Annotated in this window: 30 protein-coding genes, 1 other RNA gene and 1 pseudogene; 16 read left to right on the plus strand and 16 right to left on the minus strand. The window is 71.0% G+C overall.

All coding sequences use genetic code 11. The features are described 5' to 3' along the window. A partial coding sequence (locus Q0W60_RS13825) for a ferritin-like domain-containing protein (protein ID WP_297696563.1) occupies positions 1-793 on the plus strand: 793 nt, incomplete at its 5' end. Positions 794-850: 57 nt separating this feature from the next. Here the strand turns inward: Q0W60_RS13825 and Q0W60_RS13830 are convergent. Next, complete coding sequence (locus tag Q0W60_RS13830; protein ID WP_297696566.1) at positions 851-1057, minus strand: hypothetical protein; 207 nt, start codon at positions 1055-1057, stop codon at positions 851-853. A gap of 124 nt (positions 1058-1181) precedes the next feature. Between Q0W60_RS13830 and Q0W60_RS13835 the strand changes: the two genes are divergently transcribed. From Q0W60_RS13835 to mmcB, 3 genes are all read left to right on the plus strand, one after another. Beyond that, complete coding sequence (locus Q0W60_RS13835; protein WP_297696568.1) at positions 1182-2306, plus strand: ferritin-like domain-containing protein; 1125 nt, start codon at positions 1182-1184, stop codon at positions 2304-2306. Positions 2307-2539: 233 nt separating this feature from the next. After that, positions 2540-3070, plus strand: coding sequence for a lipocalin family protein (locus Q0W60_RS13840; RefSeq protein ID WP_297696569.1), 531 nt, complete (start codon positions 2540-2542; stop codon positions 3068-3070). Between the two features lie 81 nt (positions 3071-3151). Further along, a complete protein-coding gene (mmcB, locus tag Q0W60_RS13845; protein ID WP_297696571.1) occupies positions 3152-3607 on the plus strand; it encodes a DNA repair putative endonuclease MmcB in 456 nt (151 codons plus the stop codon). Between the two features lie 3 nt (positions 3608-3610). On the opposite strand, the gene Q0W60_RS13850 is transcribed toward mmcB, so the two are convergent. Beyond that, the gene (locus Q0W60_RS13850) at positions 3611-4591 is read right to left on the minus strand and encodes an NAD(P)H-quinone oxidoreductase (protein WP_297696573.1); all 981 of its coding nucleotides are present in this window, start codon (positions 4589-4591) and stop codon (positions 3611-3613) included. An 84-nt stretch (positions 4592-4675) separates the two neighbouring features. Here Q0W60_RS13850 and Q0W60_RS13855 point away from each other — a divergent pair, with 84 nt between their 5' ends. Next, complete coding sequence (locus Q0W60_RS13855; RefSeq protein WP_297696575.1) at positions 4676-4882, plus strand: DUF1192 domain-containing protein; 207 nt, start codon at positions 4676-4678, stop codon at positions 4880-4882. 91 nt (positions 4883-4973) lie between these two features. After that, positions 4974-5474 carry a DUF1465 family protein gene (locus Q0W60_RS13860; RefSeq protein WP_297696577.1) on the plus strand — a complete coding sequence of 167 codons (501 nt, stop codon included), beginning with the start codon at positions 4974-4976 and terminating at the stop codon, positions 5472-5474. An 89-nt stretch (positions 5475-5563) separates the two neighbouring features. Here Q0W60_RS13860 and rpmE read toward each other — a convergent pair whose 3' ends face one another. Beyond that, positions 5564-5788 (minus strand): 50S ribosomal protein L31, encoded by a 225-nt coding sequence (rpmE, locus tag Q0W60_RS13865; protein WP_297696579.1) that lies wholly within the window; start codon positions 5786-5788, stop codon positions 5564-5566. A 118-nt stretch (positions 5789-5906) separates the two neighbouring features. Here rpmE and Q0W60_RS13870 point away from each other — a divergent pair, with 118 nt between their 5' ends. Beyond that, positions 5907-7754 (plus strand): ABC transporter transmembrane domain-containing protein, encoded by a 1848-nt coding sequence (locus Q0W60_RS13870; RefSeq protein ID WP_297696581.1) that lies wholly within the window; start codon positions 5907-5909, stop codon positions 7752-7754. Positions 7755-7793: 39 nt separating this feature from the next. Here the strand turns inward: Q0W60_RS13870 and Q0W60_RS13875 are convergent, their stop codons facing one another. After that, on the minus strand, positions 7794-8588 hold the full coding sequence (locus tag Q0W60_RS13875; RefSeq protein WP_297696582.1) for an inositol monophosphatase family protein: 795 nt from the start codon (positions 8586-8588) through the stop codon (positions 7794-7796). Between the two features lie 80 nt (positions 8589-8668). Between Q0W60_RS13875 and Q0W60_RS13880 the strand changes: the two genes are divergently transcribed. After that, positions 8669-9088 (plus strand): GFA family protein, encoded by a 420-nt coding sequence (locus Q0W60_RS13880; RefSeq protein ID WP_297696584.1) that lies wholly within the window; start codon positions 8669-8671, stop codon positions 9086-9088. Here the strand turns inward: Q0W60_RS13880 and thiE are convergent. Genes thiE through Q0W60_RS13900 form a run of 4 tightly spaced genes read right to left on the minus strand, consistent with a single transcriptional unit; the run spans position 9085 to position 12308 of the window. Beyond that, the gene (thiE, locus tag Q0W60_RS13885; protein ID WP_297696586.1) at positions 9085-9735 is read right to left on the minus strand and encodes a thiamine phosphate synthase; all 651 of its coding nucleotides are present in this window, start codon (positions 9733-9735) and stop codon (positions 9085-9087) included. The two genes, Q0W60_RS13880 and thiE, sit on opposite strands and share 4 nt — an antisense overlap. A gap of 14 nt (positions 9736-9749) precedes the next feature. Continuing rightward, positions 9750-9899 (minus strand): hypothetical protein, encoded by a 150-nt coding sequence (locus Q0W60_RS13890; protein ID WP_297696588.1) that lies wholly within the window; start codon positions 9897-9899, stop codon positions 9750-9752. Next, positions 9880-10908, minus strand: a complete 1029-nt coding sequence (cydB, locus tag Q0W60_RS13895; protein ID WP_297696589.1) for a cytochrome d ubiquinol oxidase subunit II — start codon at positions 10906-10908, stop codon at positions 9880-9882. The genes Q0W60_RS13890 and cydB overlap by 20 nt, the downstream gene beginning before the upstream one ends. Further along, complete coding sequence (locus Q0W60_RS13900) at positions 10905-12308, minus strand: cytochrome ubiquinol oxidase subunit I (protein WP_297696591.1); 1404 nt, start codon at positions 12306-12308, stop codon at positions 10905-10907. The genes cydB and Q0W60_RS13900 overlap by 4 nt, the downstream gene beginning before the upstream one ends. A gap of 176 nt (positions 12309-12484) precedes the next feature. Between Q0W60_RS13900 and Q0W60_RS13905 the strand changes: the two genes are divergently transcribed. Beyond that, positions 12485-13045, plus strand: coding sequence for a TspO/MBR family protein (locus tag Q0W60_RS13905; protein ID WP_297696593.1), 561 nt, complete (start codon positions 12485-12487; stop codon positions 13043-13045). Between the two features lie 112 nt (positions 13046-13157). On the opposite strand, the gene Q0W60_RS13910 is transcribed toward Q0W60_RS13905, so the two are convergent. The 7 genes from Q0W60_RS13910 to tkt all read right to left on the minus strand — a co-directional run bounded on the left by Q0W60_RS13910 (position 13158) and on the right by tkt (position 20515). Then, on the minus strand, positions 13158-13406 hold the full coding sequence (locus Q0W60_RS13910) for a hypothetical protein (RefSeq protein ID WP_297696594.1): 249 nt from the start codon (positions 13404-13406) through the stop codon (positions 13158-13160). Positions 13407-13439: 33 nt separating this feature from the next. Then, positions 13440-14462, minus strand: a complete 1023-nt coding sequence (locus Q0W60_RS13915; RefSeq protein WP_297696596.1) for a class I fructose-bisphosphate aldolase — start codon at positions 14460-14462, stop codon at positions 13440-13442. Positions 14463-14481: 19 nt separating this feature from the next. Next, positions 14482-15681 (minus strand): phosphoglycerate kinase, encoded by a 1200-nt coding sequence (locus tag Q0W60_RS13920; RefSeq protein WP_297696598.1) that lies wholly within the window; start codon positions 15679-15681, stop codon positions 14482-14484. 10 nt (positions 15682-15691) lie between these two features. Beyond that, positions 15692-16702, minus strand: a complete 1011-nt coding sequence (gap, locus tag Q0W60_RS13925; protein ID WP_297696600.1) for a type I glyceraldehyde-3-phosphate dehydrogenase — start codon at positions 16700-16702, stop codon at positions 15692-15694. A 146-nt stretch (positions 16703-16848) separates the two neighbouring features. Further along, complete coding sequence (locus Q0W60_RS13930) at positions 16849-17340, minus strand: GNAT family N-acetyltransferase (RefSeq protein WP_297696602.1); 492 nt, start codon at positions 17338-17340, stop codon at positions 16849-16851. 2 nt (positions 17341-17342) lie between these two features. Further along, complete coding sequence (gene purT / locus Q0W60_RS13935; protein WP_366075724.1) at positions 17343-18548, minus strand: formate-dependent phosphoribosylglycinamide formyltransferase; 1206 nt, start codon at positions 18546-18548, stop codon at positions 17343-17345. Further along, positions 18545-20515, minus strand: a complete 1971-nt coding sequence (gene tkt / locus Q0W60_RS13940) for a transketolase (RefSeq protein WP_297696606.1) — start codon at positions 20513-20515, stop codon at positions 18545-18547. The genes purT and tkt overlap by 4 nt, the downstream gene beginning before the upstream one ends. Positions 20516-20656: 141 nt before the next feature. On the opposite strand from tkt, the gene Q0W60_RS13945 reads away from it, so the two are divergent. The 7 genes from Q0W60_RS13945 (at position 20657) to Q0W60_RS13975 (ending at position 24010) form a co-directional block, all read left to right on the plus strand. Further along, positions 20657-20935 (plus strand): DUF4164 family protein, encoded by a 279-nt coding sequence (locus tag Q0W60_RS13945; RefSeq protein WP_297696608.1) that lies wholly within the window; start codon positions 20657-20659, stop codon positions 20933-20935. Position 20936: 1 nt separating this feature from the next. After that, the gene (gene zapA / locus Q0W60_RS13950) at positions 20937-21263 is read left to right on the plus strand and encodes a cell division protein ZapA (protein ID WP_297696610.1); all 327 of its coding nucleotides are present in this window, start codon (positions 20937-20939) and stop codon (positions 21261-21263) included. Between the two features lie 82 nt (positions 21264-21345). Then, entirely contained in the window at positions 21346-21915 is a 570-nt protein-coding gene (locus tag Q0W60_RS13955) for a hypothetical protein (RefSeq protein ID WP_297696612.1), read from the plus strand. Between the two features lie 36 nt (positions 21916-21951). Further along, a complete protein-coding gene (locus Q0W60_RS13960; protein ID WP_297696614.1) occupies positions 21952-22350 on the plus strand; it encodes a hypothetical protein in 399 nt (132 codons plus the stop codon). A gap of 54 nt (positions 22351-22404) precedes the next feature. Next, positions 22405-22565: non-coding RNA, 6S RNA (gene ssrS, locus Q0W60_RS13965), on the plus strand. A 25-nt stretch (positions 22566-22590) separates the two neighbouring features. Further along, positions 22591-23160 carry a 5-formyltetrahydrofolate cyclo-ligase gene (locus tag Q0W60_RS13970; RefSeq protein ID WP_297696616.1) on the plus strand — a complete coding sequence of 190 codons (570 nt, stop codon included), beginning with the start codon at positions 22591-22593 and terminating at the stop codon, positions 23158-23160. A 10-nt stretch (positions 23161-23170) separates the two neighbouring features. Then, positions 23171-24010: a TIGR00282 family metallophosphoesterase gene (locus Q0W60_RS13975; protein WP_297696618.1), complete on the plus strand. Its 840-nt coding sequence runs from the start codon at positions 23171-23173 to the stop codon at positions 24008-24010. A gap of 3 nt (positions 24011-24013) precedes the next feature. Here the strand turns inward: Q0W60_RS13975 and Q0W60_RS13980 are convergent. After that, positions 24014-24219, minus strand: a pseudogene (locus tag Q0W60_RS13980) (hypothetical protein); the annotation flags it as partial.

Here is a 24219-nt window from a genome sequence, read left to right on the forward strand (position 1 = left end):
CGAGCAGGGCGCGCTGAACCTCTCGGCCAGCCTCTGCCATGTGCTGAAGGACCAGGGCGCGCAGGAATACGCGGCCAACCAGACCCGCGAGGAGGCCCGCCACGTCACCGCCTTCGCCCGCTACATCAAGGCCCGCTGGGGCCGGCCGGTGGAATGCGGCCCGGTGCTGAAGGACCTCCTGGTGGAGATCATCCATGCGCCGGAGGTCTACAAGAAGATCATCGGCATGCAGATGCTGGTGGAAGGTCTGGCGATGGGCGCCTTCGCGACCATCTTCAAGGAAACCAACGACCCGCTGGCCCGCAAGCTCACCCAGCTGGTGATGACCGACGAGGCCTTCCACCACAAGTTCGGGAAGATCTGGGCCGACCGCACGATCCCGCACCTGACGTCGGCCGAGCACGAAATCATCGAGAACTGGGCGGCGCACTGCTTCCAGACGCTGCTCTTCAACCTGGTCGCGCCGAACCAGAACATGAGCCTCTACGCCGAGTTCGGCCTCGATCCGCAGCGCGTGGTGGCCGAGATGGCCGAGCTGGTCTCCGACGAGACCCGCCGCGAGAACATGAAGGAGGCGACCAACATCTTCCGGGTGCTGGTCAAGACGCTGGTCAACGCCGGCATCATCACCGAGCGCACCAAGGCCTTCTACGCCACCTACGTCGACATCGACGAGCTCAAGGGCGAGGGCGACAAGATGGTCGGCGACGAGATCGCCGAGCAGGGCATCCAGTATCTGCAGGCGATCAACTTCAAGGACCGCGCCCGGCAGGTGCTGATCGCGGCCGAATAGCTCTCGAGTTCGGGCCAGCGAGGACGCCCGCCGGATCGCTCCGGCGGGCGTTTGGATTCAGGCCGCCAGCGGCGCGACGATCGCGATCGCCGCCAGCGACGGGCCGAACCACGGATCGGCGAAGCCCATGCCGTGGACCACCAGGGCCGCGTAGAGCGAGTTGGTCAGGTAGGCGGCGGCCGCGAAGATCAGCCCGGCGCCGAAGTAGAGGCCGGGCTTCGCCGCCCGATCGCGCGATAGCGCCCGAGCGTGCGCGCGCGCCATGCGGCCGCCGAACCTGACGCCCGCGCCATTTTCTTTGACGTGAGGCCGGGCGCGCGCGAACATCGGTCATTATTTTCGCATCGGGCCCGCCGGTTCGCGGGCCAATTCCGGCGGAGGATCTCCGATGGCCGACGGCAACATCACCAAGGACGCGATGTACGGGGCGGTCGCCCCCGACGACTTCGAGTCGATGCTGACGCTGGACCGCTACGGGCAGCGCTCGACGGCCTTCGACAAGATCATCTCGGCCACCCACGACCACTTCTGGGATCCGCTGGATCCCAAGTACATCGACTTCTCCGAGCCCTGGGACATGGAGAACGAGCCGCTGGTGCCCGAAGACCAGATGCCGCTGTTCCGCCTGCCCTACATCGACGAGACGCTGAAGGACCCGAAGGAGCGGGTGCGCTTCATCAACTACATGCAGCTGCGCAGCTTCTCCTCGATCCTGCACGGCGAGCAGGGCGCGCTCAACCTTTCGGCCAGCCTCTGCCACGTGCTCTACGACCAGGGCGCGCAGGAATATGCGGCGAACCAGACCCGCGAGGAAGCGCGCCACGTCACCGCCTTCGCCCGCTACATCAAGGCCCGCTGGGGCCGTCCGGTGGAGTGCGGGGCGGCGCTGAAGGCGCTGCTCATCGAGATCATCGAAGCGCCCGAGGTCTATAAGAAGATCGTCGGCATGCAGATGCTGGTGGAGGGGCTCGCCATGGGCGCCTTCTCCAACGGCTTCAAATACAATCGCGATCCGCTGGCTCGGAAGCTGTTCCAGCTGGTGATGACCGACGAGGCCTTCCACCACAAGTTCGGGAAGATCTGGGCCGACCGAACCGTGCCGCAGCTCAGCCAGGCCGAGCGCGACCTCGTGGAGGACTGGACCGCCCACTGCGCCCAGAACCTGCTGTTCGATCGCGGCGACCCGCGTCAGCAGGCCGAGATCTACAGCCAGTTCGGCCTAGATCCCGAGCGGGTGATCGCCGACATCGTCCAGCGCCGCAAGGAGCGCGACCCGACCCGCAAGTTCAAGGGCGAGACCAATGTCTTCCGGGTGCTGATCAAGACGCTGCTCAACGCCGGACTGATCACCGCGCGGACCCGCGGCTTCTACGCCATGTACGTCGACATGGACGAACTGGCGGGCGAGGGCTCGCGAATGCCCGGCGACGACATCGCCGAAGAGGGCATCCGCTACCTGCAGGAGATCAACTTCAAGGACCGCGCCCGCCCGGTGACCATCGCCGCGGAATAGAGCGCCAGCTGTCATCCCGGTTTCGCCGGAGCGAAGACCGGGACCCTCGACGCCTGCGCCTTGCAGGCGGCGGGGCGCCGGGCCCTACCTCCGGGATGACATAGGAGCGCAACGCTTCTGAACGGAGCTGTCATCTGGGGTTAAGCTTGGCCGCCTATCTTGCGTCCAAATGACCCGCCGCCCGGACTCGCCGGACGGTTTGCAGATCGCGGTTCCGTCTCTATCTGGGCGTCATGCTGAAGCCGATCCTCGTCTCCGCCGCCGCGTTCGCCGCCTGCTCGGTCGTCTCGCCCGCGCTCGCCGCCCCCGCCGCGGCGGCGCGCCGGATCGAACTCGCCCAGATGACCGGCCGCTGGTACGAGGTGGCCCGCACGCCCAATCAGCTGCAGCGCGGCTGTGAGGCCGGAACCTCCGACTGGACGCGCTCGACCGACGGATTCGCTGTGGTCCAGGCCTGCCACAAGGGCGCTCCCGACGGGCCGGTCTCGCAGTGGAGGGCCCGGGCCCGCGTCGCCGACCCGGTGACCAACGCGGTGTTCAAGATGAGCTTCTTCGGCGGCCTGATCTCGAAGGAGTACCGGGTGCTGGACCACCGTCCCGACCAGGGCTGGCTGATCCTCGCCACCGACGATGGCCATTACCTGTGGCTGATGTCGCAGAAGCCAACCCTGCCCGCGCCGATCCGCGCGCAGGCGCTGGCGCGCATCAAGCAGCTCGGCTTCGACGTGGGCCGGCTGGAGTTCCCGCTGCCGCCGCGCAGCTAGGGCTCCGCCGACGGACGCGGCTCCGACCGCGGCGAGCGCGTCGCGCTTGATTTGCGAACGGAGCCGGAACAGACTTTCCCCATGGACGTCTCGGTCACCGTCGTCTCGGTCTCGCGGCCGGAGACCACCGCCGCGGTCACCCGCGGCGTGGCGCGGCTGCTGACGGCGCTGGGGTATGCGCCGCTGGCCGAGGTGACGTTGCCCAACGGCCGCCGGGCCGACCTGATGGCGCTCGGGCGCAAGGGCGAGTTCTTCATCGTCGAGGTGAAGTCGTCGCTCGAGGACTTCCGCACCGACCAGAAGTGGGGCGAGTACCTGCCCTACTGCGACGCTTTCGCCTTCGCGGTGGCGCCGGAGTTCCCGCGCGAGGTGCTGCCCGAGGAGCCCGGCCTGATCGTCGCCGACGGGTTCGGCGGCGCGGTCCTGCGGGAGCCCCCGATGGCCCCCCTGGCCGGGTCTCGCCGCAAGGCGCTCACCATCGCCTTCGCCCGGCTCGCGGCGCTGCGGGCCGGCGGCGTGCAGGCCCTCGAATTGTAGTGATCAATCCACCGTGAGCACGATCTTGCCGACGAAGTCGCCGCTCTCCATGAGGGCGTGGGCCTTGCCGGCCTCGGCGAGCGGGAAGGTGCGCTCGACCAGCGGCTTGACCTTGCCGGCCTCGATCCAGGGCCAGACCACGCGCTCGACTTCGCGCGCCAGCCGGGCCTTCTCGTCAGGGTCGCGCGGCCTGAGCGTCGAGCCGGTCACCACCGCGCGCTTCTGCATCAGGCGGAACACCGGGAAGCTGATCTCGCCGCCGCCCAGCGCGGCGATGAACACGATCCGGCCGCCGGTCTTCAGCGCATCGAGCTCCTTCGGGAAGTAGTCGCCCGCCACCATGTCGAGGACCACGTCGACGCCGCCCTCGCGCTTGACGACCTCGGCGAAGTCTTCCGCCTTGGCGTCGATCGCGATGTCCGCGCCCAGCCGCCGGGCCTCGGCCGCCTTCTCGGCGCCGCGGGCGGTGGCGATCACGCGCGCCCCGGCCGCCTTGGCCATCTGGATCGCGATGGTGCCGATGCCGGAGGTCGCGCCGTGCACCAGGAAGGTCTCGCCGGGCTTCAGCGCGCCGTGCTCGAAGACGTTGGCGTAGACGGTGAACACGGTCTCGGGCAGGGCCGCAGCCTGGACGAGATCGAGGCCCTTGGGGATCGGCAGCGCGTGCCGCGCGTCGCAGGCGGCGAACTCCGCATAACCGCCGCCGCCCAGGAGGGCGCAGACCGCATCGCCCGCCTTCCACCGCCCGGCCGGCTCGACGACCTCGCCCGCGACCTCCAGGCCGATGGTGTCCGGCGCGCCGGGCGGCGGCGGATAGCCGCCCAGCCGCTGCAGGATGTCGGGACGGTTGATCCCGGCCGCCTTCACGGCGATCAGCACCTGCCCCGGCTTCGCCTCGGGGCGCGGGATCTCGCGCGGGCGGAGCGCTTCGGCGGGGCCCTTGCCGCCCTCCACGCCGATCGCGGTCATGGTCGATTGGCTCATGGGTGTGGCTCCCCCGGTCTTGCGAAAGGCTCGCGTGCGCGCTTGGATAGCGCCCAAACGGGGGCCGGCAAAGGAGGCTCGCGAATGGAAGAACCGGCGGAAGTTCGTGTGGTCCGCGGGCAGCGACTGACGGAAGCGGTCCGCGAGGACCTGGAGCTGTTCGGGGTGGCCGAGCTGCAGGAGAGGCTGGAGATCCTGCGTTCGGAGATCGCACGGGTGGAGGCGCAGCTCGAGCGCAAGCGCGCAGGCCGGGCCGCGGCTGACGCCCTGTTCGGCGCGAGGTCCGGCTGATCGGCCGGAGTTGGCACGGCGGTTGCACGCGGTCCCGTCGATCAGGCGGCGCCGTGCGGCGGCGGGAAGGCTAGAGGGGGCTCACGCCCAGATGTTCGACGCAAACGCCGCACGCCTTCGCGCCGAGGTCATCCAGGACTTCGCCCGCTCGGAGCTCTTCGAGCGCACCTTCCTGGAAGGCATGGAGCTGGTGGAGGAGACTGCCGGCTATCTCGACGGCGCCGGCCGCCAGGCGTCCAAGCTCCTGTCGCGCAACGCGGCGCTCGCCTACGCCTCGGAGAGCATGCGGCTGACCACGCGGCTGATGCAGGTGGCTTCGTGGCTCCTGGTGCAGCGCGCGGTTCGCGAAGGCGACATGGCGGCCGAAGCCGCGTGCGAGGAGCGCTATCGCCTCTCCGACGTCGCTGTGGCGGAAGCGCCGGGCGAGGGGGACCTGCCGCGCGAGCTCATCGTGCTGACCGGCCGCGCCGAGCGGCTCTACGAGCGCGTCCGTCACCTGGACCGCCGCATGTACGTCGAGGCGCCGGCCGAGGAGGAGCCGCATCCGGTGCTCTCGCAGCTCGACCGGCTGAAGCAGGCGTTCGGGGGTTAGGGGTTTCGATCCGGCTGGGGGGCTGGGGAACGGAAAAGCCGCGGGGGGCGACCTCCGCGGCTTTTCTTATCGCGACGGGACCCGGCGGCTCACTTGCGGGTGAAGGCGCCGAACTTGGCGTTGAAGCGCGACACGCGGCCGCCGCGGTCGATCAGGTGCTGGGCGCCGCCGGTCCAGGCCGGATGCGTGCGCGGGTCGATGTCCAGCTGCAGGGTCGCGCCTTCCTTGCCGTAGGTCGAGCGCGTGCGATAGCTCGTGCCGTCGGTCATCACCACGGTGATGAAGTGGTAGTCGGGGTGAGCATCTTGTTTCATCGCGCGGACGCCTGACGTAAAGGTGCGGCCAAATGGCAAGAGCCGCCGGGGGCGGCGGCCCGAAAGAGCCAGCGCCTATAGCTGAAACCCCGGCGGAAATGCAAGGTGTGAGTGGGTTATGAGTGAACCGTCGGCCGCAGCCGCGGCGCCGGGGAGGCCGAGCAGCGGCCAAGCGCTTGTCCAGGACCTGAGCGAGGCGGCCGCGCGCCGGCCGCGCAGCCGCAACGTCGCCGCGCTCCGCAGGCTGGCGCCGTTCATCGCCCACCACCGGCTCGACGCCCTGCTGGCGGGTCTCTTCCTGCTCGTCTCCTCCAGCGCCACGCTCGGCATCACCGGCGGCGTGCGGCTGCTGGTCGACCACCTCACCGGGCCCAGAGCCTCGCCGGCCGGGATCGACCGCTGGTTCGTGCTGCTGGGCGCCATCGCGCTCACCCTCGCGCTGGCCACCGCCGGGCGGTACTTCTTCGTCACCAAGCTCGGCGAGCGCGTGGTGGCCGACCTGCGCAAGCTGCTCTATCGCCACATCCTGACGCTCGATCCCGCGTTCTTCCTGCACACCCGCACCGGCGAGGTGCTGTCCAGGCTCACCACCGATATCCAGATCGTGGAGACGCTGGTTTCGACCTCCATCTCGGTGGCGCTGCGCAACCTCGTGATGTTCGTGGGCGCGCTCGCCCTCATGCTGGCGGTGAGCCTCAGGCTGACCGGCCTCGTGCTGCTCCTGATCCCGGTGGTGATCGTGCCGCTGTTCCTGTTCGGCCGGCGGGTCAGGGCGCTCACCACCTCCGCCCAGGACCAGTTCGCCGACGCTGTCGGCTACGCTGGCGAGACCCTGGACGCGCTGGAGACCGTGCAGGCGTTCGGTCGCGAGGGCCGCGCCGCCGAGGGCTTTGGCGAGGCCGTGGAGGCGGCCTTCCGCACCTCGCTTCGCCGCATGTCGGCACGTTCGGTGATGACCGCCCTGGTGATCGCCCTGATCTTCGGCGGCGTCGTGGTGATCTTCTGGCTGGCCGTGCACCAGGCGCTGGCGCACGCCATGGGCTGGGGCGTGCTCTTCCAGTTCGCCTTTCTGGCGGTGCTCGCCGCGAGCTCGGTGGGCCAGCTCGGCGAGACCTGGGGCGACGTGCAGAAGGCGGCCGGCGCCATGGAGCGGATCGGCGAACTGCTGGACGCGCGCCCCGGCGTCGCCGCGCCCGCCAACCCCAGGCCGCTGCCCAAGCCGCCGCGCGGCGCGTTCGCCCTGCAGGACGTGACCTTCGCCTACCCGGGCCGGCCCGACCTTCCGGCGCTTCGGGAATTCAGCCTGCAGGTGAGCCCGGGCGAGCGGGTGGCGCTGGTCGGGCCCTCGGGGGCGGGCAAGAGCACGGTGCTGCGCCTGCTCCTGCGGTTCTATGACCCGCAGGCCGGCCGGGTGTTGGTCGATGGCGTCGATGTCCGCGACGCCGATCCGGCCGAGGTGCGCGCGCGCATGGCTCTGGTGGCGCAGGATTCGCCGCTGTTCTCCGGCTCGGCGGCCGAGAACGTCCGCTTCGGCCGCGAGGCGGCGAGCCCGGAGGAGATCCGCGCCGCCGTGCGGGCCGCCCAGGCCGAGGGGTTCCTGGCGTCCCTGCCGGAGGGGCTCGAGACGGCGGTGGGCGAACGCGCCCGAGCGCTCTCCGGCGGCCAGAAGCAGCGGCTGGCGATCGCCCGCGCCCTGGTTCGCCAAGCCCCGATCCTGCTGCTCGACGAGGCCACCAGCGCCCTCGATGCCGAGAACGAGCGCCTCGTGCAGCGGGCGCTCGACGAGGCCATGCAGGGCCGCACCACCCTAGTCATCGCCCACCGCCTGGCCACCGTGCTGAAGGCCGACCGCATCGTGGTGATGGAGGAGGGTCGCGTCGTGGAGGAGGGGCGCCATCACGAGCTGGTGGCGCGCGGCGGCCTCTATGCGCGGCTGGCCGCCCTGCAGTTCGGCGAGGCCGCCTAAGTCGTCTTGCCGGGCGGCGGTCCTGCGCCGTGGCCGGGGCTATTTCGCGGCCCCGAGGCGGCCCAGCAGCAGCGGGTGGATGTCGAGGTTGCCGGCGCAGACCGAGCCCGCGCCGATCACGTCGGCGCCGCCGTCGGCGTCCGTGGTCTTGCCGCCGGCCTCGGCGACCAGCAGCGTGCCGGCCGCAACATCCCACGACGACAGGTCGCGCTCCCAGTAGCCGTCGTAGCGGCCGGCCGCGACCCAGGCCAGGTCGAGCGCCGCGGAGCCGAAGCGGCGCACGCCCGCCACCTTCTGGCTCACCTGGTGCAGCTCCTTGAGGAAGCGGGCGTGCTGGCCGTGGCCGAGGAACGGGATGCCGGTGGCGATCACCGCCTCCTGCAGCCGGGTGCGCTGGGCGACGCGCAGACGGCGGTCGTTGACGAACGCCCCCTTGCCCTTCTCCGCCCAGAACATCTCGTTGGTCGCGGGATTGTAGGTCACCGCGGCCACCACGGCGCCCTCGCGCTGCAGGGCGATGTTGATCGCGAAGTGCGGAATGGCGTGCAGGAAGTTCGTGGTGCCGTCGAGCGGATCGACGATCCAGGTGTGGGTCTTGTCGGTGCCCTCGATCAGGCCGCGCTCCTCGGCCAGGAAGCCGTAGCCGGGCCGCGCCTTGGAGAGCGCCTCGAACAGCACCTGCTCGGACTTGAGGTCGGCGGCGGAGACGAAGTCGGCCGGCGCCTTCTTGGCCACCACCAGTTCGGAAAGCTCGCCGAAGTCGCGGTTCAGCCCCCGCGCCGCCTTGCGCGCGGCGTCGCTCATCACCTTCAGCAGGGCCGACTGGGTGGTCATGGGGCGCGGACCCTATTGGCGCAGGTCTGGCAAAGCAAGGCGGGCGCGCCCACCTCTGAAGCGCGGCGATGGAGGCCAGGATGGCGGAGGATCGGGTGCGCGAAGCGGGCTGCGCGTGCGGGCAGCTCAGGATCCGCGTGCGGGGCGAGCCGGATTACGTCTCGAGCTGCGCCTGCCAGCAGTGCCAGCGGCGCACCGGCAGCCCGTTCGGCGTCACCGCCTTCTTCCTGGACGAGCAGGTCGTGGGCCACGCGGGCGAGGCCCGCCAGTTCCGCCGCACGGCGGAGAGCGGCGACGACCTCACCTTCCGCTTCTGTCCGGAATGCGGCTCGACAGTCTGGTGGGAGCCGCACGGCCGGCCGGGCCGGACCTGCATCGCCTGGGGGACGTTCGCCGATCCGGCGTTCCCGCCGCCGCAGCGGCTGATCTGGGCCGACTACAAGGCGCCCTGGGTGCAGGCGCTTCCCGGCGCGTCGGAGTTCCCGCGCGGACCGAATTAGGCCCTTTCGGCGAGGCCTCTTGCGATCTCGGCGTTCAGCGCCTTCACTGCCGCCGCGGGCCCGTCGCCGTACGACCACACCCCGGCCGAGACCGCCAGGAAGTCGGCGCCGGCCGCCGCCAGGCCGGCGGCGTTCGCCACCTGGATCCCGCCGATCGCCACGCACGGCGTCTGCATGCTCTCCTGCCAGATGGTGAGGATCTCCGGATCGGCCCGGGTCTTGGCCGCCTTGGTGGCGGTCGGGAAGAAGGCGCCGAACGCCACGTAGTCCGCCCCGGCCTCCGCGGCCTCCATGGCCAGGTGGCGGCTGTCATGGCAGGTGACGCCGACGATGCGGTCCTTGCCGACCAGCCGCCGGGCTTCGGCGTAGGGCGCGTCGTCCTGGCCGATGTGGACGCCGTCGCAGCCCAGCCGGACGGCGAGGTCCGGGCGGTCGTTGAGGATCACCGCCACGCCGCGAGACTGTGCGATCGGCGCCAGCGCATCGACGGCGGCCGCGACGACTTCGTCGGGCGCGCCCTTCAGCCGGATCTGCAGGGCGGCCACGTCGCCGGCGTCGAGCGCATGGCTGAGCACGCGCCCGAAGCCGGCCAGGTCGTCCAGCCGGACCGGGGTGATCAGGTAGAGACGGCAGAGCGGCGGCGCCATGTCCGCCTAGACCATCATCTGAGCAGCGCCTTCAAGAGGTAGGCGAGCGCTGCGGTGGCGGCGGCGCTGCCGAGCGCGAGGGCCGCGAACCAGGCGAGCCGGATCCAAAGCGGCCCGGCCGGCGCGCCGGGCTCCGGCGGGGGTTCAATGATAAAACTGCGCATCGGGCCCCACCTTGCCGCGGAACGTGTAGTAGACCCACAGGCTGTAGCCGATGATCGCCGGCAGCAGGATCACGCCGCCGGCGAGCAGCAGGCCCAGGGCGTTGTCGGCGTTGGCCGCCTCGCGGAAGGTCACGGCGTAGGGCACGATGTAGGGGAAGAAGCCGACCGCCAGGCCCAGGTAGCCGGAGCCGAACACCAGGATCGCGCCGAAGAACGGCCAGAAGTGCGCCCGCCGGCGCAGCGCGATGGCGATCACCGCAAGGCCTGCGCCGCCCAGCAGCGGAATCGGCAGCCGCGGCGTGAGCTGGCCCCAATCGACGCGGCCGGCCGAAAGGCCCCAGCGTGCGGTGATCTCCGGATGGACCACCAGGGTCGCGGCGCTCACCGCCGCGAGCAGTACCGCGACCGCCGCGGCCGAGATCGCAGTCCATCGGCGGGCCTTTTCGTGCAGCTCGCCCTCCGTGCGCCAGACCAGCCAGCAGGCGCCGAGCAGGGCGTAGCCGGCCACGAGCCCCGCGGCGACCAGCAGGCTGTAGCCCGAGAGCCAATCGAATGGGCCGCCCGCGAACCTGCCGCCCGCCACCCGCACGCCCTGGACGAAGCCGCCGAGCACGAACCCCTGCGCCAGGGTCGCGGCGATCGATCCGCCGGCGAACGCGGCCGTCCAGAACCGCTTGCCGGTCCTGCGCCCGCGCAGGCGGAACTCGAACGAGACGCCGCGGAAGATCAGCGCCAACAGCATCAGCATGATCGGCGCGTAGAGCGCCGGCATCACGATCGCATAGGCGAGCGGGAACGCCGCGAACAGGCCGCCGCCGCCCAGCACCAGCCAGGTCTCGTTGCCGTCCCAGACCGGCGCGACGGTGTCCATCATCACGTCGCGCTCGACGGGGCTGGCGGCGAACGGGAACAGGATGCCGATCCCGAGGTCGAAGCCGTCCAGCATCACATACATCAGGACCGCCACGGCCATGACGCCGGCCCAGATCAGCGGCAGGTCGAGGCTCACGGGACCGGCTCCGGCTCATCCGGCGCGGCGGCGAGCGCATAGCCGGGCGGCCGTCCGTGGCGCAGCGGCTCGGTGTCGGCGGCGGCGGTGGGGTGGGCGCCCTCGGCGATCAGCCGCAGGATATAGAGCCCGCCCACGCAGAAGATGATCGCGTAGGTCACCATGAAGGCGAGGAGCGAGATCGAGACCTGGCCGGCGCTCACCGGCGAGACGGACTGCGCCGTGCGCAGCACTCCATAGATGGTGTACGGCTGGCGCCCCACCTCGGCCACCACCCAGCCGGCGATCACCGAGACGAAGCCGGCCGGGCCCATCAGCACGCAGGCCCGCAGGAACAGGCGGTGGCGCTCGGGCGCGCCGCGCGAGGCGAGGTAGGCGCCCCAGAAGCCGAGCCCGATCATCAGCAGCCCAAGGCCGACCATGATGCGGAACGCCCAGAAGACGATGAACACCGGCGGCCGGTCCTCGCGCGGGAAGGCCTTCAGGCCGCGGATGAAGGCGTGCGCGTTCCCCGCGGCGATCCAGCTGCCGAGCTCGGGCGCCTCGATCGAGAGGTGGTTGGTCTCCTGCGCGCGGTCGGGCCAGGCCGCGATGTGGAACGGCTGCTCGGAGCGGCTTTCCCAGAACGCCTCGATGGCCGCGAGCTTGGCCGGCTGGACGCTCAGCAGCTGCTTGCCGGAGAGATCGCCGACCACCAGCTGCAGCGGGGCCACGATGGCGAACATGCCGATCGCCATCTTCAACGCCAGGCAGGACTCCTCTTCCTCCGGATCGCGCAGCAGCCGCCAGGCCGAGGCCGCACCGACCACCAGGGCCGTGGAGAGGTAGGCCGCCAGCACCATGTGGACGAAGCGGTAGGGGAAGGTGGGCGAGAAGATCACCGCCATCCAGTCGGTGGCCCGAAGCGCCCCGCTCGGCAGCCGCACATAGCCGGTGGGATGTTGCATCCAGCTGTTGGCGGAGATGATCCAGAACGCCGAGGTGAGCGTGCCCAGCGCCACCAGCAGGGTCGCCGCGAAATGCAGGCCGGGTCCCACCTTACGCCAGCCGAACAGCATGACGCCCAGGAAGCTCGCCTCGAGGAAGAAGGCGGTCAGCACCTCGAAGGCGAGCAGCGGTCCGATCACCGGGGCGGCGACGTTCGAGAACACGCTCCAGTTGGTGCCGAACTGGTAGGACATCACCACGCCGGAGACGACGCCCATGCCGAAGGAGAGGGCGAAGATCTTGATCCAGAAGAGGTAGAGGTTGCGGAACGCCGCGTTCTTGGTGGCGAGCCACAGCCCTTCCAGCACCATCAGGAAACTCGCCAGGCCGATGGTGAAGGCCGGGAAGATGATGTGGAACGCAAGCGTGAAGGCGAACTGCAGGCGCGACAGCACGAGCGCGTCGAAATCCATTTCGCCCTCGATCCGCGCACAAGGCGTGCGCGGCGTTTCTCAGGCTTCAACGCGCCATCGCGGCGCTCGGGCTCGCGTCAGACTGTCGCGCAACGAGCCGTTCGAAGCTTCACCGGAACAAAGACATCGGCCCGCGGTTTTCGCAAGCGAGCCGGAGGGGTCGCTGGGAGCCCGCGATGCAAGCCGCCCGTACGATCCGCGGGGCCGCGGACAGCCTCGCCGACAGCCGCGGCCGCTCCATGCGGCACGTGCTGTTCGGGCTCGGACTCACCGCCGCCGCGGTCGGAATCTCGGCGCTGATCGCCCGCGCCAACGCGCCCGCCGAAGACCATCCGGAGATCTATTCCGACTACCAGCCGCCGGAGCCGCCGAAGACCAAGCCGACGCGGGCGGCGTTCTCGCTGATCTGGCCGCCGCTGTTCATGGCCCTGACCTTGTCCGGCCTTCGGATCTGGAACGCGCCCCGGAGCGCGCAGCGCACCCAGGCGCTGACGCTCTGGAGCGTCGTCCAGGGGCTGAACGCGCTCTGGATGGCGCTGGGCCCGCGCCGGCTGGGCGGCCAGCTCGCCACCGCGACCGCCGCCCTGGGCACGGCGAGCGCCTACGTCTGGCGGGCGAAGAAGGTGGACGCCCCGGCCGCCGGCATGGTCGCCCCCTACGTCGGCTGGATCGGCTTCGCCAATGTGCTGACCGAGGAGCTCTGGCGGAAGAACGAGGCCAAGCCCACGATCCACTAGCGCCAAGGCGCAGCTTGATCGTGACGTCGTTGTGCGAAAAACGGACCAGAGCGGCCATCGGGTGATGGCGGCGCTGGAGGCGGCGCAATAGGGGCGATCGTCCGCCACGTCTTCAGGGCCGGTCTTCAGGACCGAAGCGGTCGTCGTAGCCGTGGTTCGCCGAGTAGAAGGCGAGCCACATGAGGAACCCGGCGAGCAGGCCGACCACGGCCGCGCCGCCCGCCACATAGGGCCAGATCGGCCCGAGGCTACGCCAGCCGCCGCCGATCTTGGAGCCCTCGAATGTCGCCCAGCCGGCGAATCCGGCGAACGCCGCAAAGCCGACCAACGCCAGGCCGATGACGACGCCGTGCTTGCCCATGGCCAACCAATCGGCGGGCCTATGGCGAAGTTCCTAGGCGGCCGCCTCCAGCGCGCCTTCCCACTGGCCGATGCTCGCCAGGCTGTTCATCCGCGCGCGGTGGGCGAAGGCGCGCTGGGCGGCCGGCACGTTCTGGCGCTCGCCCGACCAGGCCTTCTGCGGCGCGGCCTGCAGGGCGCGCCCGAACGAGAAGGTCATCTTCCACGGGAATCCGCCGATCTTGTTCATGGCGTCGAGATGGGCGGTCGCCTCCTCGTCCGACTGGCCGCCCGACAGGTAGGCGATGCCGGGCACCGCGGCCGGGACCGTGGCTTTCAGCGCCGCGATCGTGCGGTGGGCGACCTCGTCGACCGAGGCCGGCTTGCCGCAGTCCTTCCCGCAGACCACCATGTTCGGCTTCAGCACAATGCCTTCCAGCGCCACGCGCTGCTCGAACAGCTCCCGGAAGACGGTCATCAGCACCAGCCGGGTGACTTCGTCGCAGCGTTCGATGTCGTGCGCGCCGTCCATCATCACTTCCGGCTCGACGATCGGCACGATCTGCGCCGCCTGGCAGATCGCGGCATAGCGGGCCAGCGCATGAGCGTTGGCCTTGATCGCCCCCCAGGTCGGCAGGCCGTCGGCGATGTCGATCACCGCGCGCCACTTCGCGAACCGCGCGCCGCGCGCATAGTCCTTCTCCAGCCGCTGCGGCAGGCCGTCGAGCCCCTCGGTGATGGTCTCGCCGGGGAACCCGGGCAGCGGCTTTGCGCCCTTGTCGACCTTGATGCCAGGCGCCGCGCCGGCCTCGGCGATCAGCTTGACGAGCGGCGTGCCGTCGGCGGCGTCCTGGTAGAGCGTCTCCTCGAACAGGATCACGCCCGAGATGTAGTTCCGCATCGGCTCGGCGGCGCGGAAGATCAGCTCGCGATAGTCGCGCCGGTTCTGCTCGGTGTTCTCGACGCCGATCGCATCGAACCGCTTCTGGATCGTGCCGGTGGATTCGTCCGCCGCCAGGATGCCCTTGCCCGGCGTGACCATCTTCTCGGCGATTTCGTTCAGAGCCGCGAGATTCATCGTGCCTCAAGTCCCCAAGCTATCCGGCCAGCGCCGCCACCCCGGGCAGCGTCTTGCCCTCCATCCACTCCAAGAACGCGCCGCCGGCGGTGGAGACGAAGGTGAAGTCGTCCGTGACGCCCGCCGCGTTCAAAGCCGCCACCGTATCACCGCCTCCGGCGACCGCCACCAGCTTGCCGGCCTTGGCCCGTTTCGCCGCTTCCTGCGCAGCTTGAACGGTCGCCCGATCAAAGGGTTGCACCTCGAAGACGCCCAGCGGACCGTTCCAGATCAGGGTCCTGGCTTCGGCGATCGCGTCGACGATCTGGGCGAGCGTGTTCGGCCCGACGTCGAAGATCTTGTCGTCCGGCTGGATCTTGGCCTCGCCGCCGAAGCGGGCGATGCGGGTCGCTGCGTTGGGCTCCAGCACCTTGGCCACCACGACGTCGGTCGGCAGGATCATGTGGCAGCCGACCGTCTTGGCGTTCTCCAGGATCTCCCGGGCGGTCTCCGCCATCTCCGTCTCGCAGAGCGACGCGCCGACGTCGTAGCCCTGCGCGAAGCGGAAGGTGTTGGCCATGCCGCCGCCGATCGCCAGGACCTGCAGCTTGCCGACCAGGTTCTCCAGCAGGTCGAGCTTGGTGGAGACCTTGGCGCCGCCGACGATGCCCATCACCGGCCGCTGCGGCCGCCCGAGCGCCAACTCCAGCGCCTCCAGCTCTCGGCGCATCTGCTCGCCGGCATAGGCGGGAAGCAGGCGCGCCAGACCTTCCGTCGAGGCGTGCGCCCGGTGCGCGGCGGAGAAGGCGTCGTTGACGTAGAGGTCGCCGTTCGCCGCCAGGGCCCTGCCGAACGCCGGCTCGTTCGCCTCCTCGCCCGGATGGAAGCGCAGGTTCTCGAGCAGCAGCACGTCGCCCGGCTTCATCGCCGCGACCGCGGCGCGGGCCGGCTCGCCCACGCTGTCCTCGGCGAAGGCGACGGGCCCGCCGATCAGCTTCGCCAGCGGCTCGACCACCGGCCGCAGGCTCATCTCCGGGACGCGCTTGCCCTTTGGCCGGTCGAAGTGGGCCAGCAGGATCACCTTCGCGCCGGCCCGGCGCAGCCGCTCGATCGTAGGGACCGCCGCACGCAGCCGCGTGTCGTCGGCGACGCGGCCGGCCTCCATCGGCACGTTGAAATCCACCCTCACCAGCGCGCGCTGGCCGGCGAGATGGGCCTGATCGAGCGTTCGGAAGCTCATCGCCTTCGGGTCAGATCAGGCCGCCCATGTGGACCGCGACGTCGGCCATCCGGGTCGAGAAGCCCCACTCGTTGTCGTACCAGGCGAGCACCCGGCCCAGGCCGCCGTCGACCACCTGGGTCTGCGGCAGGGCGACCGTCGAGGACGCCGGGTTGTGGTTGAAGTCGTGGCTGACCAGCGGCTCCTTGGTGGTGGCCAGGATGCCCTTCAGCGGGTTCGACGCGGCGGCTTTTTCCATGGCCTGGTTGATCTCCTCGACGCTCACCTTGCGGCCGGGCACGAACTTCAGGTCGACCACGGACACGTTGGGGGTCGGCACCCGGATCGAGGACCCGTCCAGCCGGCCCTGCAGCTCCGGGATCACCAGGCCCAGCGCCTTGGCCGCGCCGGTGGAGGTCGGGATCATCGACATCGCTGCGGCGCGGGCGCGGTAGAGGTCCTTGTGCAGGGTGTCGAGCGTCGGCTGGTCGCCGGTGTAGGAGTGGATCGTCGTCATGTAGCCCCGCTCCAGGCCGCAGAGCTCCTGGATCACCTTGGCCACCGGGGCCAGGCAGTTTGTGGTGCACGAGCCGTTGGAGATGACGATGTCCTCGCCGGTCAGGGTGTCGTGGTTCACGCCATAGACGACGGTCTTGTCGACCCCGTCGGCGGGGGCCGAGACGATCACCCGCTTGGCGCCCGCCCTCAGGTGGGCGGCCGCCTTCTCCTTGGTGGTGAAGAGGCCGGTGCATTCCAGGGCGACGTCGACGCCCAGCGCCTTGTGCGGCAGCTCCGCCGGATCGCGGACGGCGGTCACCTTGATCGGCCCGAAACCGACGTCCATGGTGTCGCCTGCGACCTTCACCTCGGCGGGGAAGCGGCCGTGCACGGAATCGTAGCGCAGCAGGTGGGCGTTGGTCTCCACCGGGCCCAGGTCGTTGATCGCCACGACCTCGATGTCGCGCCGGCCGTGCTCGACGACCGAGCGGAGCACCAGCCGGCCGATCCGGCCGAACCCATTGATGGCGACGCGAACGGTCATCGATATCCACTCCCTTCCTGACGCGCTCAGGCGCTGCGGTGGGCGGCCTTGTTGAAGCGCGCGTTCGGCGAGTCAACCCTTGAGGAGCCCAATGGCGCCAAGCGATCGTGACGCCCTCGCCCGCGCCTGCTGCGCAGCTTCCGGGTTCAACGTTCCCTGGCCGCCAGCACGAACCGGTGGACCACGCGCTCGGCGAGGGCGATCTCGTCCCAGGCCCTGGGACGCGCCGCGGCGATCACCTTCGGCCAGAAGGCCATGGCCGCGACGTTGGCGCGGTAGACCTGCAGCTCCCAGGTCCCTGCCGTCCGCGCCAGGGCGGCGAGCGCGGCGGCCCGCCCCACGCCCTCGCGCCGCCGCTCGGGCAGCACGCAGAACTCGGCGAGCGAGCGGTCGACGCCCAGGCCCGAGGGGGAGTGCACGTTGAGGAGCACGAAGCCGGCGCGCGCGCCGTCCGCCAGGATCCACAGCGGCTCGCGGCCCGGCTCGTTCCAGTAGAGATCGAAGTAGGGCTGCTGCAGCGGATCGCCGTGCCGCCGCTCGGGATCGACCAGGTCGGCATGGGCGATGAGGTAGGGATCGAACATCGCCCGCAGCGCGGCCTTCTCGGCCAACGGAACCGGGGCCAGATCGACGCGCATGGCTAGGCTTCGACAGGCCGTACCCGGCCGGCGGCCCCGCGGGCGCGGCGGCGCGCCTCGTCGCTGTCGGCGCCGCGGGCGAGCGCCACGCCCATCCGGCGGCGCAGGTAGCTCTCCGGCTTGCCGAACAGGCGCAGGTCCGCGCCGGGCACGGAAAGCGCCTCGGCGACCCCTTCGAAGGCGATTCCCCGGGCTTCCAGGCCGCCGTAGATCACTGCGCTCGCGCCGGGTTCGCGCAGCGCGACGTCCACCGGCAGGCCGAGGATCGCGCGGGCATGCAGGCAGAACTCGCTCTGGTATTGGCTCACCAGGGTGACCAGGCCGGTGTCGTGCGGCCGCGGCGAGACCTCGGAGAACCACACCTCGTCGGCCCTGACGAACAGCTCGACGCCGAAGATCCCGCGGCCGCCCAGCGCATCGGTCACCGCCTTGGCGATCTCGCGCGAACGGGCGAGCGCCGCCGCGCTCATCGGCTGCGGCTGCCAGCTCTCGACATAGTCGCCCTTCACCTGCCGGTGGCCGATCGGCGCGCAGAAGCTGGTCGCGGTCTCGGCGCCGATCAGGTGGCGCACGGTGAGCTGGGTGATCTCGAAGTCGAAGTCCACGCGCCCCTCGACGATCACCCGCGGCTGCTCCACGCGCCCGCCCTCCAGCGCATAGCGCCAGGCCTTGGCGATCTCTTCAGGGCGCTCGACATACGACTGGCCCTTGCCCGAGGAGCTCATCACCGGCTTCACGAAGCAGGGGAAGCCGGTGGCCTCGCGAGCCGCTCTGGCCAGCTCGGCCTCCGACGAGGCGAAGGCGTAGGGGCTGGTCGGCAGCTTCAGCTCCTCCGCCGCGAGCCGGCGGATGCCCTCCCGGTTCATGGTCAGCTGTGCGGCGCGCGCCGTCGGGATGACTACGGCCAGTCCCTCGGCTTCGATCGCGACCAGCTCGTCGGTGGCGATGGCCTCGATCTCGGGGACCACCAGATGCGGCCGCTCGGCTTCGATCACCGCCCTCAGCGCCTGCGGGTCGGTCATGGCGATCACGTGGCTGCGGTGGGCGACCTGCATGGCGGGCGCATCGGCGTAGCGGTCGACGGCGATGACCTCGCAGCCCAGCCGCTGCAGCTCGATCGCCACTTCCTTGCCGAGCTCGCCCGCTCCCAGCAGCATCACCTTGACGGCGGTGGGGCTGAGCGGCGTGCCGAGGCGCATCGGCCTCAGAGCCTCGCCTTGGCGGCGGCGGCGACGGCCTCGGGCGTGATCCCGAAGTGCTTGTAGAGGACCTTGTCGGGGGCGCTCGCGCCGAAGCCCTGCATGCCGACGAACGCCCCGTCCGCGCCGATGAAACGGTCCCAGCCCATGCGCACGCCGGCCTCTACGGCGACGCGCACCGGGGTCTCCCCGATCAGCGCCGCCTGGTAGTCGGCCGGCTGGTCCTCGAAGATCTCCCAGCAGGGGGTGGAGACCACCCGCGCGCCGATCCCCTCGGCCTCCAGCAGGTCGCGCGCGCCCAGCGCCACCGCCACCTCGGAGCCCGAGGCGAAGAGGGTCACCTGAGCGGGATGGCCGGCTCCGGCCAGCTGATAGGCGCCGCGCGCGCTCAGGTTCTCGCCGATCGGGCGGGTGCGGACCGCCGGGACCTTCTGGCGCGACAGGGCGAGCACGGCCGGGCCGCGCGCCGAATCGAGCGCCAGCTTCCAGCACTCCGCCGTCTCCACCGCGTCGGCGGGCCGGAACACCTTGAGGTTCGGCACGGCCCGGAGCGCGGCCAGGTGTTCGACCGGCTGGTGGGTCGGCCCGTCCTCGCCCAGGCCGATGGAATCGTGGGTGCCGACGTGGATCACGCGCACCCCCATCAGCGCCGCCAGCCGTATCGCCGGGCGGCTGTAGTCGGTGAACACCAGGAAGGTGCCGCCGTACGGGATCACGCCCCCGTGCACGGCCATGCCGTTCATCGCCGCGGCCATCCCGTGCTCGCGGACCCCGTAGTTGATGTAGCGGCCCGAATAGTCCGGCGCGTCCAGCACCCTGGTGTTCTTCACGTAGGTGTTGTTCGACCCGGTGAGGTCCGCCGAGCCGCCGATCAGCTCGGGGATGTCGCCGAAGATCCGCTCCAGCACCGCCCCGGAATGCTGGCGCGTGGCCGCGGCCGGCTGGTTGGCCTCCGCCTCGGCGATGAACCGGTCGAGAGACTCGAAGGCGCGCGCCGGCAGCTCGCCGGCCATGGCGCGCTCGAATTCGCCGCGCATCGGCGAGGCGGCGAGTCTGGCCTCCCAGGCCCTGCGCGCCTTGCCGCCGCGGCGTCCCGCCGCGCGCCACGGGCGGTAGATCTCGTCCGGCACGACGAACGGCGGGTAATCCCAGCCGAGGTTCTTGCGGGTGGCGGCGACCTCGTCGGCGCCCAGCGCCTTGCCGTGGACGTCATGGGTGCCCTCGAAGCTCGGCGCGCCCTTGCCGATGGTGGTGCGGCACGCGATCAGGCTCGGCCGGTCCTGGCGCTGCGCCCAGGCGAGCGCCCGGCGGATCTGGCCGGCATCGTGGCCGTCGATCGCCCTCACCGCCCAGCCGGCGGCCTTGAAGCGCGCGGCCTGGTCGGTGGTGTCGGAGAGGCCGATCGCGCCGTCGATGGTGATCCGGTTGTCGTCCCAGAGCACGCTGAGGCGGGAGAGCCGCAACCGCCCGGCCAGCGTGATCGCCTCCTGGCTCACGCCCTCCATCAGGCAGCCGTCGCCGGCCAGCACCCAGGTGCGGTGGTCGACGAGCTCGGCGCCGAAGCGGGCCGCCAGATGCCGCTCGGCGATCGCCATGCCGACCGCGGCGGCGAGCCCCTGGCCCAGCGGGCCGGTGGTGGTCTCGACGCCCGGCGTATGGCCGTACTCGGGGTGTCCGGGCGTCGCCGAGCCGAGCTGCCGGAAGGCCTTCAGCTGGTCGAGCGTCATGGCCTTGAAGCCCGTCAGGTGCAGCAGGCTGTAGAGCAGCATCGAGCCGTGGCCGGCGGAGAGCACGAAACGATCGCGGTCGGGCCAGGCCGGCTGGGCCGCGTCGTACTTCAGCACCTTGGTCCAGAGCACGCTCGCCACGTCGGCCATGCCCATCGGCATCCCCGGATGGCCGCAGCCGGCGCGCTCCACCGCATCGAGCGAGAGCATGCGGATGGCGTCGGCCATGGTCTTCAGAGGCGCAGGCATCGCGGTCGGGACTCAGGGCTATGGCGGCGGTCCCGCCCGCCTCGCACGCGCGTGCGGAGCGGTCAAGGAAGCGGCCTTCGCAAGAGCCGCGACGCATGTCTAAGATCGGGCAGGCCAGACCCTTTCCGGAGGAGCAACGGCATGAGCGGCGAAAGCGCGCTCGATCTCGCGGCGCGGCGGCTGGAGCGGGCGGTGTTCCTCCTGGAGCAGCGGCTGGCGGAGCGGCTGAAGACGGCCGGGGCCGAGGCGGGCGGCCTGTTCGACCAGGACCGCGCCAAGCTCGCCGACGACCTGGACAAGGCCCGCGCCCGCGAACGCGAGCTGGAGGAGGCCGGCGCCGAGGCCTCTGCGGCGCTCGGCCGCGCCATCCTCGAGATCCGCGCGGCGCTGAACGGCGGCGCGCCCGCGCAGGAGCACTGAGATGGCGCAGGTGACGGTTGAGGTGAACGGCCGGCCCTATGCGGTGGGCTGCGAGGACGGCCAGGAGGCCCGCCTCCTGGAGCTTGCCCGCATCTTCGACCGGCAGGTCCGCGACGTCTCCCAGGACATGGGCCAGCTCGGCGACTCCCGGCTGTTCCTGATGGGCGCCCTGCTGCTGGCCGACGAGCTGGCCGACGCCAGGGCGCGGCTCGCCGCCATCCAGACCGAGCTCGGTCACGCTCAGACCGACCGCGCCCGCATCGAAACCCGGGCCGTCGCGGCCCTGGAGTCGGCCGCGGCGAAGATCGAAAAGCTGGCGGGGGAATAGAGTTCATCTTTTGTTCTTGACGCCGAACTGGCTCCGCCGTAGCTGGGAGCCGCAAGTGGATCGCGCGTACGAGGACCAAGAAATGGGATTGTCGCATTCCTGGATGGCGGTGAAGGCGTCGAGCCGGACCGCGGCCCTGGAGGCCCTGGGCTTTTTGGAAACCGGTGACGAGGCCGATCTTTCGGCCCTTTTCGCGGGCGCCGAGCTCGCCACCGGCTGGTATGTCATCCGCTCCCGCGACGTTGAATTCGCGACGCCGAAGCGGCTGTCGCAGGTCTCGGCGGCGTCCGGGGTGGTTCTCGCCGGCCAGGTCGAGGAGCACGTGATGGTCAGCAGCCTCCGACGCTTCGACGACGGCGACGAGACTTGGTGGGTCATCCACGAGCCTGAGAAGGGCATCTTCGATCTAAGCTTCGGCGGCGCTCCGCCCAAGCTCCTGAGCGAGATCCGCGAACGATTGGTCGCCGTGCAGCAATCCGAAGGCGGCGAAGAGGCCAATGTCGACTTCATCTTCGAAGTTCCCGTGCAGCTCGGCGTGGCGCTCTGTGGCTATCGGGTCGACGGCGGCGACGGCTCGGAGGAGCCTGAGTTCACGGAATTGCAGCCGCCGCGCCGCCCGAGCCTTCTGGCGAGGCTCTTCGCGCGCGCCTGATCGTGCTAGCCTCGGGCCGGACGATGGAGCACGCCCATGGCTTCCCTCGACGCGGCGCGCGAGCCCGGATTCTTCGCCTCCGACGCCTGGACGTGGTGGCAGGCGCGGCGGCTTCGCTACAACCTGACGCTCGCCGCCGGCGGCTGGGCGGCCTACGCCCTGGCGGTCGCGCTCAACTACGGCTTCGGCCATCCGGTCTGGAAGAGCTGGCGCGGCGGGCTCGGCGTGACCCTCTTTCTGGGCACGGCCTATCTGGTGGTCATGGGCGCCGCGAACGTCTGCTACCTGCTCGGCCCGGCGCTGGAAGGTTGGGCGCGGCCCGCCGACGTCGACCGTTACCGGCGCACGGCTTTTTCCATGGGGCTCTGGGGCTCGCTGATCGTCCCGTTCAGCTTCGCGCTCGTGCAGCTGGCGCTGCTGATCGCGAAGGCCTGATCGCCGCGGCGCCTTGAGCCGGCGCGGCCGGCTCACTACCTTGCAGCCTCGGCGGGTCTGCTGCGGCTCGCGTCGAAGGCGACATATCCCAGCGACCTTAATTCTCTCTGAGGGAGCTGTCCCTGGCCGGGATCGTGGTCTCGGGCACACGGCGCCCACCTGGTGTATCCAGGTCGAGGGGATGCAACAGTCCTTCACGGTTCTCGCGGCGCCGCCACCAATCCCTTAAGCTCAGCCCTCGTGACGCCGGCGCTCGACAAGACGGCCCTTCGGCTGCGGATGCGCGGGCTTCGTCGCCGCCTCGCGGAGGCCGCGCCGGACGCCCCGCGCCGGGCGGCGGCGCTTGCGCCGCTCGAGCGCCTGGCCGCCTTCGCGATCGTGGGCGCCTATCATCCGCAGGGCTCGGAGATGGATCCGGGACCGCTGGCCGAGCGGCTCGCCGAGGCGGGCGCGGCGCTCGCCCTGCCGGTCGCCGCGCGGCGCGAGGCGGCGCTCGAGTTCCGGCTGTGGAGCCCCGGCGATCCCCTCGCGCCGGACGCCGCCGGCGTGCTGTCGCCGACCGAGGCTGCGCCGGCCGTGCGGCCGCAGCTGGTGATCGCGCCGCTGCTCGCCTTCGACCGGCGGGGCGGCCGGCTCGGCCAGGGGGGCGGCCATTATGACCGCACCTTGCAGAACCTTCGCGCCGCGGGGCCGGTTTTCGTCCTCGGCCTGGCGTTCGCGGGCCAGGAGCTGGCGGCGATTCCCGCGGAGCCGCACGATCAGCGGCTTGACGCCATTCTGACCGAGGCCGGCTATATCGCGGCGTGCTAGAGGAGATGCGATGCGCTTCGCCTTCTTCGGGGACGTGGTCGGCCGGTCGGGCCGCGAGGGCCTCGCCGAGCACCTGCCGGAGCTGAGGCGGCGGCTCGGCCTGGAGTTCGTCGTGGCCAACGCCGAGAACGCCGCGGCCGGCTTCGGGATCACCGAGGCCACCGCCCGCGAGCTGTTCGCCGCCGGGACCGACTGCCTGACGCTCGGCAACCACGCCTGGGACCAGAAGGAGGCGCTGACCTACATCCTGCGCGAGCCGCGCCTGATCCGGCCGCTGAACTATCCCGCGCTCGCCCAGCCGCCCGGCCGCGGCGCCCAGCTGTTCCAGACCGAGGCCGGCCGCAACGTGCTGGTGATCAACCTGCTCGGCCGCCTTCAGATGGACTCGCTGGACGATCCGTTCTCGGCCGTCGACCGCGAGCTGGAGGCCTGCCCGCTCGGCGCGGCGGCCGATGCGGTGATCGTCGACATGCACGCGGAGGTCACCTCGGAGAAGATGGCCATGGGCCACTTCTGCGACGGTCGCGCCAGCCTGGTGGCGGGCTCCCACAGCCATGTGCCGACCGCCGACGCCCAGGTGCTTCCCGGGGGCACGGCCTACCAGACCGACGCCGGCGCCTGCGCGGACTACGACAGCGTCATCGGCAACGACAAGGAGGAGCCGCTGCGCCGGTTCACGACCCGCATCTCCGGCGGCCGCTTCAGGCCGGCGGAAGGGCCGGCGACGGTCTGCGGCGTCTTCGTGGAGACGAATCCCCTGACCGGCCTGGCGCGCCGCATCGAGCCGATCCGCATCGGCGGCCGGCTGGCCCAGCACGTGCCGCACGTGCAGCACGTGGCGGCGGAATAGGGCTCAGCGCTTCGGCGGCGCCTCGCCGCGCAGCGCCGCCAGCGTCAGCCGGCCGGCCTTCGGCTTGTCGAGGGTCGCGAAGCGCCTGGCGGTCGCGCGGCGCCACTCCTCGAGGCTGACCCGGCCGTCCAGGTTCTCGTCCGCGCCCGCCACCGGCTCCGGCTCGTTGATCAGCGAATAACGCGCCGCCCCTTCCCGGCCGGACCCGC

It is taken from the genome of Phenylobacterium sp. (assembly GCF_025934275.1).
In the GTDB taxonomy this organism is placed as follows: Bacteria; Pseudomonadota; Alphaproteobacteria; order Caulobacterales; family Caulobacteraceae; genus Phenylobacterium.